The organism is Salisediminibacterium halotolerans (genome assembly GCF_003814815.1).
GTDB classification, from domain to species: domain Bacteria; phylum Bacillota; class Bacilli; order Bacillales; family Salisediminibacteriaceae; genus Salisediminibacterium; species Salisediminibacterium halotolerans.
In genome coordinates, this window is record NZ_RKQQ01000003.1 from 176,372 (window position 1) to 188,350 (window position 11,979).

At 46.0% G+C, this 11,979-nt stretch carries 14 protein-coding genes and 1 other annotated feature (1 of these 15 running past the window's edge); all 14 genes read left to right on the forward strand.

What is annotated here, in order from left to right; translation table 11 throughout:
* Nucleotides 1-3: 3 nt before the first annotated feature.
* The 14 genes from mraY to EDD67_RS06715 all read left to right on the forward strand — a co-directional run bounded on the left by mraY (nucleotide 4) and on the right by EDD67_RS06715 (nucleotide 11,735).
* On the forward strand, nucleotides 4-981 hold the full coding sequence (mraY, locus tag EDD67_RS06650) for a phospho-N-acetylmuramoyl-pentapeptide-transferase (protein ID WP_093071718.1): 978 nt from the start codon (nucleotides 4-6) through the stop codon (nucleotides 979-981).
* Nucleotides 978-2,366, forward strand: a complete 1,389-nt coding sequence (murD, locus tag EDD67_RS06655) for a UDP-N-acetylmuramoyl-L-alanine--D-glutamate ligase (protein ID WP_121439720.1) — start codon at nucleotides 978-980, stop codon at nucleotides 2,364-2,366. Before mraY ends, murD begins: the two co-directional genes overlap by 4 nt.
* A gap of 6 nt (nucleotides 2,367-2,372) precedes the next feature.
* Complete coding sequence (gene murG, locus EDD67_RS06660) at nucleotides 2,373-3,473, forward strand: undecaprenyldiphospho-muramoylpentapeptide beta-N-acetylglucosaminyltransferase (RefSeq protein WP_093071720.1); 1,101 nt, start codon at nucleotides 2,373-2,375, stop codon at nucleotides 3,471-3,473.
* An 87-nt stretch (nucleotides 3,474-3,560) separates the two neighbouring features.
* A complete protein-coding gene (locus EDD67_RS06665; protein ID WP_121439719.1) occupies nucleotides 3,561-4,394 on the forward strand; it encodes a cell division protein FtsQ/DivIB in 834 nt (277 codons plus the stop codon).
* 1 nt (nucleotide 4,395) lies between these two features.
* The gene (locus EDD67_RS06670) at nucleotides 4,396-5,106 is read left to right on the forward strand and encodes a DUF881 domain-containing protein (RefSeq protein ID WP_121439718.1); all 711 of its coding nucleotides are present in this window, start codon (nucleotides 4,396-4,398) and stop codon (nucleotides 5,104-5,106) included.
* Nucleotides 5,103-5,804, forward strand: coding sequence for a DUF881 domain-containing protein (locus EDD67_RS06675; protein WP_121439717.1), 702 nt, complete (start codon nucleotides 5,103-5,105; stop codon nucleotides 5,802-5,804). The genes EDD67_RS06670 and EDD67_RS06675 overlap by 4 nt, the downstream gene beginning before the upstream one ends.
* Before the next feature lie 3 nt (nucleotides 5,805-5,807).
* Nucleotides 5,808-6,161, forward strand: a complete 354-nt coding sequence (locus EDD67_RS06680) for a small basic family protein (protein ID WP_121439716.1) — start codon at nucleotides 5,808-5,810, stop codon at nucleotides 6,159-6,161.
* 95 nt (nucleotides 6,162-6,256) lie between these two features.
* The gene (gene ftsA, locus EDD67_RS06685) at nucleotides 6,257-7,585 is read left to right on the forward strand and encodes a cell division protein FtsA (RefSeq protein WP_121439715.1); all 1,329 of its coding nucleotides are present in this window, start codon (nucleotides 6,257-6,259) and stop codon (nucleotides 7,583-7,585) included.
* Nucleotides 7,586-7,638: 53 nt separating this feature from the next.
* Nucleotides 7,639-8,793: a cell division protein FtsZ gene (gene ftsZ / locus EDD67_RS06690; RefSeq protein WP_093071726.1), complete on the forward strand. Its 1,155-nt coding sequence runs from the start codon at nucleotides 7,639-7,641 to the stop codon at nucleotides 8,791-8,793.
* A 112-nt stretch (nucleotides 8,794-8,905) separates the two neighbouring features.
* Nucleotides 8,906-9,595, forward strand: coding sequence for a YggS family pyridoxal phosphate-dependent enzyme (locus EDD67_RS06695; protein WP_121439714.1), 690 nt, complete (start codon nucleotides 8,906-8,908; stop codon nucleotides 9,593-9,595).
* Nucleotides 9,596-9,609: 14 nt separating this feature from the next.
* Entirely contained in the window at nucleotides 9,610-10,050 is a 441-nt protein-coding gene (locus tag EDD67_RS06700) for a cell division protein SepF (protein WP_093071728.1), read from the forward strand.
* Nucleotides 10,051-10,072: 22 nt separating this feature from the next.
* Nucleotides 10,073-10,336, forward strand: coding sequence for a YggT family protein (locus EDD67_RS06705; protein WP_121439713.1), 264 nt, complete (start codon nucleotides 10,073-10,075; stop codon nucleotides 10,334-10,336).
* A gap of 20 nt (nucleotides 10,337-10,356) precedes the next feature.
* Nucleotides 10,357-11,130 carry a YlmH family RNA-binding protein gene (locus EDD67_RS06710; RefSeq protein ID WP_121439712.1) on the forward strand — a complete coding sequence of 258 codons (774 nt, stop codon included), beginning with the start codon at nucleotides 10,357-10,359 and terminating at the stop codon, nucleotides 11,128-11,130.
* Nucleotides 11,131-11,201: 71 nt separating this feature from the next.
* Nucleotides 11,202-11,735, forward strand: coding sequence for a DivIVA domain-containing protein (locus EDD67_RS06715; RefSeq protein WP_093071731.1), 534 nt, complete (start codon nucleotides 11,202-11,204; stop codon nucleotides 11,733-11,735).
* Between the two features lie 44 nt (nucleotides 11,736-11,779).
* Nucleotides 11,780-11,979 (forward strand) — a binding site (T-box leader); it runs 28 nt beyond the window's last position.

Below are 11,979 nucleotides of genomic sequence, written 5' to 3' on the forward strand. Positions count from 1 at the left end.
TCAATGTTGGAACATGGAATCATTTATGCACTGCTTGCAGCTTTTGCCGTCTCAGCCGGCATATCACCTATCGTCATCCCGTTTTTACGTAAATTAAAATTCGGCCAAAGCATTCGGGATGAAGGGCCGAAATCTCATATGAAAAAAACCGGAACGCCGACGATGGGCGGTTTGATGATCATCGGCGCAATCGCAGTATCTGTGGTTGTGGTCGGTCTTGCCTACGGTGCGTTTGGTGTCGAAATCGCACTCTTGCTGCTCGTGACATTAGGTTTTGGTTTACTTGGATTTTTAGACGATTATATTAAAGTCGTTAAAAAACGAAACCTGGGACTGACATCGAAGCAAAAGTTTCTCGGTCAGGTCGGGATTTCTGTGATCGTTTATTTCACCCTGTTGCAAACTGGTATCTCAACTGACATTCGCCTTCCCGGTACGGAAGCGGCTGTCGAAATAGGCTGGCTGTACTTGCCGTTAATCATTATAATGCTTGTCGGCACGAGCAATGCTGTCAATTTAACCGACGGTTTAGACGGATTGGTCGCAGGCAGTTCAGTTTTTGCATTTGGCGCTTTTTCATGGATCGCTTATTCTTTCGGGGAAACTGAAGTTGCTTTGTTCGCCGCGGCAGTCGTCGGCGCATCGCTTGGTTTTCTGATTTTTAACATCAACCCGGCGAAAGTTTTTATGGGCGATACCGGCTCACTTGCACTCGGCGGCGCATTGGCGATGATTGCGATTTTGGCTAAAGCTGAAATTGTGCTCGTTTTAATCGGCGGGGTTTTTGTCATTGAAACGTTATCAGTAATGATTCAAGTCGCATCGTATAAAACCCGGAAAAAGCGAGTCTTTAAAATGAGCCCGCTTCATCATCATTTTGAGCTTTCCGGCTGGGGTGAATGGCGTGTTGTCACGGCGTTTTGGCTCGCCGGCTTCGTATTAGCTGCAGCGGGGACGATCTTAGAGGTGGTTATCATATGAAAGAAATTACCGTTTACAATAATAAATATGTATTAGTGCTCGGGCTTGCCAAAAGTGGAACTGAGGCAGCGAAACTGCTGCTTAAACTCGGGGCAAACGTCACCGTGAACGATCAGACAGCGTTTGGAAACAACCCGGCCGCCCAAGAGCTTGCCGACGCCGGAGCGGATGTGATTTGCGGTGAGCATCCGGAAGAACTGATCCACCAAAACCTTTTCCGGCTGGTGAAAAACCCGGGGATCCGCTATGATCACCCATTAGTCAAAAAAGCTAAAGAGCTCGGTGTTCCGGTTATTACTGAAGTAGAGCTGGCCTATGAGATTGCCGAAAGCGAAATGATTGGGATTACAGGATCGAATGGAAAAACGACGACGACAACTTTGACCGGTGAAATGCTCGAGGGTGCGGAGGTGTCTCCTCTTCTAGCGGGCAATATCGGCGAAGTAGCTTGCCGTGTTGCACAAGAAGCCACTAGTGAAGACGTGATGGTTGTCGAACTTTCCAGTTTCCAGCTGATGGGCATTCGTTCGTTCCGTCCGAAAATCAGCGTCATATTGAACTTGTACGAAGCGCACCTCGATTATCACGGCACGTTAGAAGAATACAAGCAAGCTAAAGCAAATATTTTTGCGAATCAGACAGAAGATGACTTGCTGATTTATAATGCTGATGATCCGGCAGTTACAGAGCTGATTTCCCAATCGAATGCCAAAAAAATCCCGTTTTCAACAAGAAGCACATATGAACACGGTGCTTATGTTGCGGACGGCTGGCTGCATCTGCTCGGGGAGAAAATCATCGAGGTTGAAAAAGTCGCTCTTCCCGGAGAACATAACATTGCAAACGGTCTGGCAGCAGCTGCAGCAGCATATTCGGCAGGAGCGGATGTTCAACAAATCGCACAAGTTCTCGCGACATTCGACGGTGTCAAACACCGGCTGCAATTTGTCAAAGAAGTAGCTGGCCGCCGTGTTGTTAATAATTCGAAAGCGACCAATGTGCCGGCGACGATTACAGCTTTAAAAGCGTTCCCCGCTGAGCAAATTGTGTTGATCGCAGGCGGACTGGATCGCGGGAATTCCTTCGATGACTTAATCCCTTATGTCAAGAAGAATGTCAAAGGTCTTGTCGCGTATGGCGAAACGAAAGAAAAACTGCTGCAAACAGCTGAAAAGGCAAATATTGTAGAGGTTAAAATGTGTGAAACATTAGAGGAAGCGGTTCACGAAGGCTATAAGATGACCGCGCCGAAAGATATTCTTCTCCTGTCACCGGCTTGTGCTTCTTGGGATCAATTTAAAACATTTGAAGAACGCGGAGACCGGTTTATTAAAGCAGTTGAAAACCTGGATGTTAAACACAGCGATTTTTTTACGGAAGGATAAGATAACATGCGCGTACTTGTAACCGGCGGAGGCACAGGCGGACATATTTACCCGGCCCTCGCTTTAATCCGCCATTTAAAAAAGCACCACGATGAACTTGAATGTTTGTACATCGGTACAGGGACGGGGCTGGAGTCAACGCTCGTTCCGCGGGAGGGAATACCGTTTGAGACTGTTGAAATATCAGGTTTTAAACGAAAAATTTCTTTTGAAAATGTTCAAACAGTCATGAAATTTATTCGCGGAGTAAAAAAGTCAAAGCAGCTTATCCGTTCATTTAATCCGGATGTTGTCATCGGCACGGGAGGGTATGTCAGCGGACCGGTCGTTTATGCGGCGGCAAAACTGAAAATTCCGACAGTCGTGCATGAACAAAACAGTGTTCCCGGTTTAACGAACAAATTTTTAGCCAAATTCGTATCAAGCGTTGCGGTGACGTTTCCGGGCTCGGCAGATTATTTTCCGAAAGATAAGACAGTGCTGACTGGAAATCCAAGAGCGACAGAAATGGTTGAGACGAAAAAGTTAAATGAAAACAGTAAACTGACGGAACTTGGCTTGGACCCAGAAAGAAAAACCGTTTTGATCGTCGGCGGAAGCCGGGGAGCCAAACCGATCAATGATGCTGTGATTGGCGCGGCTCAATCGCTGAAGGATAAATCATACCAGTGTCTGTATGTTACCGGTGATGTCCACTTTGATCATGTTCAAACAGAGCTTGCACAACACGGTCGGACAGAGCGGATTACCGCCGTGCCATACCTGCATGATATGCCCGCTGTTTTGCGGGAGGTAGACTTTCTCGTTGCCCGTGCGGGAGCAACGACGCTATCGGAAATTACAGCGCTCGGACTGCCTTCTCTGTTAGTTCCGAGTCCTCACGTTACGAATAATCACCAAGAGAAAAATGCCCGGTATTTAGAGGAAAATGAAGCGAGTGCGGTGCTCCTGGAACAGGAAATTACTGCAGATCGGTTTACGGAGGAGCTTGACCGGATTATTCTTGATGATGAGAAATTAAAGCGTATGAAAGAAGGAGCTGCTTCGATCGGGCAGCCAAACGCCGCTTATGAAATTGAGAACTTAATAACAAAGCTTGTTAAGTAATTCTCTAGTCTGTTTGCACCTTTTTTTCATATCAAGGTTATCACGGTTTAAACTCCGTAAACCTTCCTATACAATGGAGGAAACATTATGTCAGAAAAAAATGTCGTCGATATTGATGAAAAAGCCCCTCAGCTGAAAGCGATGAGGCGTAAACGTGCAAACCGGCGTTTTATGATTTTTATAGGGATTCTTTCTTGCTTGATTTTGTTCGTCTTGTATCTGGAAAGTCCATACAGCGATGTACAATCGGTTGTTATTCAAGGGAATGAATACGTTGAAAAGAGCTGGGTGACGGAAGCTTCCGGACTTTATAATGACGTCAGCATGTGGGCTCTGGACGAACAATCTGTTCAGAAAACATTAACGGAAAATGATATCATCGCCGATGTTACGTTAGAGAGAAACTGGCCGACAGAAGCTGTCATTCATATCGACGAACACAGCCTTGCCGCTTATTTGTACGACGATGATCAACATACGTTTATTCCGCTTTTAGAAAACGGCACGCTCGTTGAAAGTGCTAAGAATCGTTCACCCTCGGGAAAAGTGCCGCTTCTCTACGGATTCCTAGACTCAGACAGAGTCGGGAGCATCGCTGAAGAAATCGCTTATACGGACCGCTCGGTCATGCGAAGAATTTCGGAAATACATTTCGATCCTGAAGATTCCGATCCTTCAGGCGTTATGGTTTACATGACGGACGGTTTTCCTGTGCGGACTACGGTTACAAACTTTCATGAGCGAATTGATCCTTATCCGGCTATTATCGAACAATTGGACCGCGAGGAAGACGGTTTAATTCATATGCGGCTTAATCCGTACTTTGAAAGTTTTGAAGATGATGATTCAGACGAAGAAGAGGAAGATGTCCTTGATGATGGACAAGACGTCATAGAACATCACGATGAGGAGGGAACATGATGTGACTATAAAACGGCGTCAAATAAGTATCGCTGTCGTGCTTTTTGTTGCAGGATTTGCTGTTTCTTTGACGATTCAATCTGCGAATGACGCAGCGCCTGCCACTCGCTCTGACACGGAATCATCTTCGTTGCAGCCAGAAGAAATTCAAGATGAAATTCTTGCTGAACAAGAAGCAAACCGTGAAATTGCTGAAGAGATTTCTGCTGTTCAACGTGAAATAGCCTCGTTTGAAGACAGTATCGCTGCTCGGGAAGAAGAACATTACAATCAGCTTGAAGATATTGAGCGTCTCCGCATGATTACCGGGGATATCCCTGTAAGCGGTGAAGGTGTAGAAATCCGTTTAGACGATTCTGATTTCAACGAAGGTCAGGACAACCCGAATGAATTTATCGTGCATGAGCGTCATATTCAAAAAGTCGTTGATGAACTGTATGCTTCGGGAGCTGAGGCTGTTGCTGTAAACGGACAGCGTTTAGCCAACGACAGTTATATTTATTGTGTCGGCCCTGTTGTTGAAGTTGACGGTTACACCTCTTTTGCACCGTTTGAAATTACCGCGATCGGCGATGCAGAAACGCTGGAAGAAGCTGTTAATTTAGGCGGCGGAGTGAGAGATCAGCTTGTGAACGACAACGTGCAAGTCCGGACGGATCAGCTGAACGAAACAGAGATGGCCGGCTTGCATGAAGAAGGTGCGGCGCAATGAATAATAAAAGTCTGGTTATTATTTCAGCGTTCACATTGATCACCGCCGGGACGGCGCTTTTATTGTTTATGTCAGCAGACAGCGAACCTCAAGCTGTTGAGACGAGAGATACTGCCGAGCTGCAAGAAGATCTGTTGGATGAAAAGGACCGGCGGCAAAAATTGAATGATGAGCTTGCTCATTTGCAAGAAGTGTACAACCAATTTCAGGAAGAAGAAGATCCGGAGCTCGTAATGGACGATGTGTTAAATGATTTAAAAAGGGCAGCCGGCGTGACCGAAGTTTCAGGAGAAGGGGTCGTTCTTACAGTTGATGTTTACATTGATGAACATTATGAAGGCGGAGGCATCCGTCATATCCCGCCGTATTTGCTGCGCATGCTCATTAATGAATTAAATGTCCAGGGAGCAGAAGAAATCGCGATCGACGGTCAACGCGTGATAGCAACAACTGCAGTTAGGGAAGCCAATGATCAAACACTTGTGAACGGAAGCTGGCTCAGTTATTTCCCGATTGATGTTAAAGTGATCACTGAAGATCCGGAATCGCTTCATCACGCGATGATGTCTTCGCAGACGAGAGAGAGGTTTGAATACGAAAATTTGCAGTTTGAATCAGAAACTGTCCAATCGCTGACTGTTCCTGCTTATGACGGTGTGCAGAGAGTAAGACATATGACTCCGGCACAGGAGGGTTAAACAATGTGGATACCGATTGCGGCAGTTTGTTTAGGCTTAATTGCAGGTTATTTATTTTATGCGCCGTTTGAGTATATTTATTCTGGGTACTTGGCTGTTTTTCTGCTCGTATCATTAGATACGATTCTCGGCGGAATTCGCTCTTATCAAGAAAACACTTTCGATGAGCAAAATTTTTTATCCGGATTTGTCATTAATTTGATATTCGCTTCCGGAATCGCTTTTCTCGGGCTCCAACTTGGTGTAGACTTGTACTTAGCAGCAGTATTTGCATTAGGGGTCCGGCTCTTCCGGAATTTAAGCATCATCCGCCGGCACGTGACTGACCGGCTTAAAAAGCAAAAAACGGATCATTGATAACAAAAATTGTTCGATCTGAAGCTGATCCTGTTATTATTTCTTGATGCAAAGGAACTGACAGGGAATTACAGGTACACAAGGAGGTGCGGTGCTTGTCCAAACAAAATACATATGTCACATTGGACATCGGAACAACATCCGTTCGAGTAATGATAGGAGAAATGACAAACGGCTCTCTCAATGTTATTGGAATGGGCGAAGCTCCATCTATAGGCATTAAAAAAGGAGCGATTGTCGATATTGACGATACCGTTCAATCAATTCGGCAAGCCGTAGAAAAAGCAGAGCGCATGATTAATTCTAAAATAAACAATGTGGTTGTCGGCGTTACCGGCAATCATCTGGAACTTCAACCGTGTCACGGGGTTGTTGCAGTATCGAGTGATGACAGCGAAATCAATGATGAAGACATTAACCGAGTCATTGATGCTGCGCAAGTGATTTCAATTCCGCAAGAAAGAGAAATTGTCAACATCATTCCGCAGCAGTTTATCGTTGACGGAAGGGACGAAATATCCGATCCGCGCGGAATGCTCGGCGTTCGCCTCGAAATGGAAGGTATGATCGTAACCGGTGCCAAGACGATGCTGCGAAATTTATTGCGCTGTGTTGAAAAAGCCGGGCTCGATATCGCTGAAATTGCCCTTCAGCCTCTGGCGGCCGGGACAGCAGCGTTATCGAAAGACGAAAAGAACCTCGGGGTCGCACTCGTCGATCTTGGCGGCGGTTCGACTACTGTTTCAGTGTTCGAGGGAGGAACGCTTCGGGGCACATCGCAAATTCAAGTAGGCGGGGATCACATCGCTAACGATATTTCCGTCGGTTTTCGCACCTCAAAAGAAGAAGCGGAAAAAATCAAACTTGAATACGGATATGCGTTTATACCTGAGGCTTCTGAACAAGAAACATTCCGTGTAGCAAAAATCGGCAGTGATCAGCCGGAAAACCGCAATCAATTAGAACTGGCAAATATTATTGAACCGAGAGCAGAAGAAATCTTTGAAATGGTCGCCAAAGAAATTCAAAGACTCGGATTCAATGATTTGCCGGGAGGGTTTGTGTTCACCGGCGGAACGGCGAAAATGCCGGGAATTCTTGAACTGGCTAACGACATGTTCAACCAAAACATCCGCGTAGCTGTGCCGGATTATATCGGGGTGCGCGAGCCTTACTATATGAACAGTTTAGGGCTGATTAAGTTCACTCATCAGCACATGCGGATTCAAGGAGAAGATGTGTTTGCCGAGCTGACGCCGGCAGATGAGCCGCGCAATCACCGGCAGCCGCCGAAAAAGCGCGAGAAACAAAAGCCTAGAGAAGAAACGTATAAATCCCGGGAACCAGCAGCTCCGCAAGCGAACCGTGAAAAGGGTCAAATGAAGAAAAAAGTATCAAATATGTTCAAAACATTTTTTGAATAATCAATAGGTTTTGTCAGCAAGAGTTTGAATGAGACCGGATTGGAGGATCGATAATGCTAGAATTTGAAACGGACATGGACCAGTTGGCAACGATCAAAGTGATCGGTGTCGGCGGAGGCGGAAGCAACGCAGTAAACAGAATGATCGAAAACGGGCTCCAAGGAGTCGATTTTATTGCCGTAAACACGGATGCCCAGGCATTAAATCTGTCTAAAGCAGACAGCAAGCTGCAGCTGGGGGGAAAGCTGACGCGCGGTTTAGGCGCCGGGGCGAACCCGGAAATCGGCAAAAAAGCGGCGGAAGAAAGCAGAGATAATTTAGAAGAACTGCTTCGCGGCGCGGATATGGTCTTTATTACGGCCGGCATGGGCGGAGGCACCGGTACAGGTGCGGCACCGGTTATTGCAGAAATTGCCAGAGAGGTCGGCGCTTTGACGGTAGGTGTTGTTACTCGACCGTTTACTTTTGAGGGCCGAAAGCGGATGACGCACGCGTCTACCGGTACAGAAATGTTAAAAGAAAAAGTCGACACATTGATTGTCATCCCGAATGACCGGCTGTTAGAAATTGTTGATAAGAACACGCCGATGCTTGAAGCGTTCCGAGAGGCGGACAATGTGTTGCGTCAAGGTGTACAAGGGATCTCAGATTTGATTGCGGTCCCTGGGCTCATTAACTTAGATTTTGCCGACGTGAAAACAATTATGAGCGAAAAAGGTTCAGCCTTAATGGGGATCGGTGTTGCTACCGGCGAGAGCAGAGCCGGTGAAGCAGCGAAAAAAGCTATTTCATCACCGCTGTTGGAAACGAGTGTTGATGGAGCGCAAGGCGTGTTGATGAATATTACCGGCGGAACCAATCTAAGCCTCTTTGAAGTGCACGAAGCGGCCGAAATTGTTTCAACCGCTTCAGACACTGAAGTCAATATGATCTTCGGCTCTGTGATTAACGAAAATCTAAAGGATGAAATCGTTGTTACCGTTATTGCAACAGGATTTGATGAACAGCAGTCTGAAAATCAAAACGTATCAAAGCGGCAAACGCAAATGACCCAGTCCTCGAGCTCTCAATCACAGCAGCAGTCAGCACCGCAAGCGTCCAGAAGTGCAGAGGTGCAGCAGGAGTCTGCAAAGTCCGGGCAGCAACAGTCCGAAGACGAAGAAACATTGGATATTCCAACGTTTTTGCGAAATCGTCGAAATCGGTAAAGTATCGACTTGCAGCTGGTCCAGTTGCAAGTCTTTTCTCTACGTTTTAATGATTTTATGATAAAGTAAATGTAGCTGATAAACGAAAGTGTTATGAGGAGTTGTCTTGAAGATGTCTGTTAACGAAAACTGCCGGCAAGTCTTCGGCGCTGTAAAACGCGCATGTGATCGAAGCGGACGTGATCCGGCTGATATTACGGTCGTTGCTGTAACGAAGTATGCAACGATCGAGACTGCCCGCGAAGCTGCCGCAGCCGGCTTGGCTCACTTTGGTGAAAACCGCGCTGAGGAAGGTGTTGAGAAGGCAGAGGCATTGCCGGATACGATTGTTTGGCATTTTATCGGCCGTCTTCAGTCAAAAAAGGTAAAAAAGATGCTCGATCATTTTACTTATATCCATTCTTTGGACCGGTTATCGTTGGCGAAAGAGATTGATAAGCGTCTGCCTGAAGGCGAAAAGAAAAAATGTTTTGTACAAGTGAACGTTTTCGGCGAGGATTCTAAAACCGGAACCGCACCGGAAGAAACATTGCCGTTCATACGTCAGCTTGCCGATTATCCGGCTGTGGAAGTTATCGGATTAATGACGATGGCTCCTTTAACAGCGGACGAAGATCGGTTAAGAAAAGGGTTTGCTGCGCTCAGGCAGCTGCGTGATCAAGTTCAAGATGAAGCATTGATGCATGCTCCCTGTACGGAACTGTCCATGGGTATGTCAAATGACTATGAGCTGGCGATTGAAGAAGGCGCGACATTTATTCGGATCGGCTCTGATTTAGTCGGCAGCGAAAATAAAACTTGAAACGGGGGGATATCATGACGTTAAAGGGAAAATTCAAACGTTTTTTTGAGCTTGATGATGAGTATGAAGAAACAGAGATGGATGTTGACGTATCAAATGAAGAAGTGCAAGAATACCAGTCTGCCCATAAAGAACCGAAGCCGGGAAAGAAAGAGAAACAAAATGTTGTCAGCTTAAGCAGTGTGCAATCGCAAGCACGGGTGATGCTTTTGGAACCTCACAGTTACGATGAAGTGCAGGAAATTTCTGATCATTTGAAAAACCGTAAAGCCGTAGTGATCAATTTGCAACGCCTGCCTCACGAACAAGCGAAGCGCATCGTCGATTTTCTCAGCGGCACGGTTTATGCGATCGGCGGCGACATCCAAAAGCTCGGCAGCAATATTTTCCTTTGCACCCCGGATAACGTCGATGTGACAGGCAGTATTTCAGAAATGTTTCAGCATGAAGGGTAAGATTGATGAAAGGTGATGCAATATGCAAATTTTAGAAAATATTATTGTCCAAGCGATCCAGCTTTACTCGATTATTTGTATTATTTATATCTTTATGTCGTGGATTCCGAATGCGCGAGAATCTGAGTTTGGGCGCATAATCGGAAAAATTGTTGAACCGTTGTTTGCTCCGTTCAGACAAGTTATTCCCCCGATCGGGATGATCGATATTTCCCCGATCGTAGCGATTTTAGCACTTCGCTTTGCGATTACCGGTGTAGAAGCATTGTTCGGGTTCTTTTATTAATAGGGTGAGAGGGTGTTAACATGTCGTTATATCAGCACTTTCGACAGGAAGAGCACGCTTTCATTGATCTGGCGACTGATTGGAAAGAGCTTGTCGAAAACGAATACCGGCCGAAACTGACTGATTTTTTAGATCCGCGCGAGCAGCATATTTTACGTTCGTTAATTGGTGAAAAAGAGACGGTTTCCGTTGCTTTTAGCGGAGGAAGTTTAAACGCGGAAAGAAAGCGGGCGCTTATTTATCCGGATTACGTTACACCGGAACCGGATGATTTTGAGGTGGACGTATTTGAAATTCATTATCCGCGTAAATTCGTTCAATTGGAACATCCGAAAATTCTCGGCTCACTGATGGGTCTGGGGTTGAAGCGGGGCAAATTCGGCGATATACTGTCGGATGGAGGACGCTACCAAATTGCTGTATGCAAAGATATTGCCGATTATATCGAGTTAAATTTCACAGCTGTCGGCAAAACAGAAATCAGTCTTTCCAAACCGGCTGAGACCGACCGGCTTGAACAGCGGGAAATGTGGGAAGAGAAAATGACGACGGTCTCTTCGCTTAGACTCGATGTCATCCTTAAGGAAGCCTTTCACTTATCCCGAGCAAAGACGAAACCGCTGATTCAAAACGAACGTGTCAAAGTCAATTGGCGCCCGATAACCGATCCGTCGTTTTCCGTAGAAGAAAAAGACATGATCTCCGTCCGCGGTTTCGGGCGGGTATCGTTGCAAAGCATTGAAGGAGAAACGCGAAAGGGCCGTTACAGAGTTATGCTGGCTTATCCGGCATAGACGTGATATTAAAACAGCAATTAATCCGGTATTATGATTCACGCCGGGATACATAATATGGAGGTGCACGTATGGCATTAACACCGCTTGACATTCATAACAAAGAGTTTACCCGAGGGTTTCGGGGATATGACGAAGATGAAGTGAACGAGTTTCTTGATCAAATTATTAAAGATTATGAAATGGTGATTCGTGAAAAGAAAGAGCTCGGCGACAAAGTCAATGAATTGGAAGATAAACTGAGCCATTTTTCCAATATCGAGACGACCTTGAACAAGTCGATCCTCGTTGCGCAAGAAACGGCAGAAGAAGTTAAACGCAACGCCGATAAAGAATCAAAGCTTATCATTAAAGAAGCAGAAAAGAATGCCGACCGAATTGTCAATGATGCACTGGCAAAATCACGTAAAATTGCTTTGGAAATTGAAGAATTGAAAAAGCAGTCATCCGTTTACCGGACCCGTTTTAAAATGCTCTTGGAAGCTCAGCTGGAAATGCTCAATGATGACGATTGGGAAGCGCTGGAATCCGATATGGCACGCCAGCAGGAAGATGCCGAAAACTTTGAAACGGCAGGGTTTGAAACGGACGACACGTCATCTTGACGTTCTGGATCGATTCTTATATACTGATTGCAGATTTTAGCGATCATGATGCGACGATAGGAACAGTAAAATCAGCTGGCATGGCTTAGCGAGCCGGTGGTGGTGGAAGTCCGGCCCATGCGCTGATTTGAATATCTCCCTGGAGCAGCTGTCCGAAAGGTGTATTATCTGCCGAGTAGATGCAGCCGGTTCATGACCGATAGCTCATGACTGAGTGAGCGGCTGTGCCGTTTAACAGGGTGGT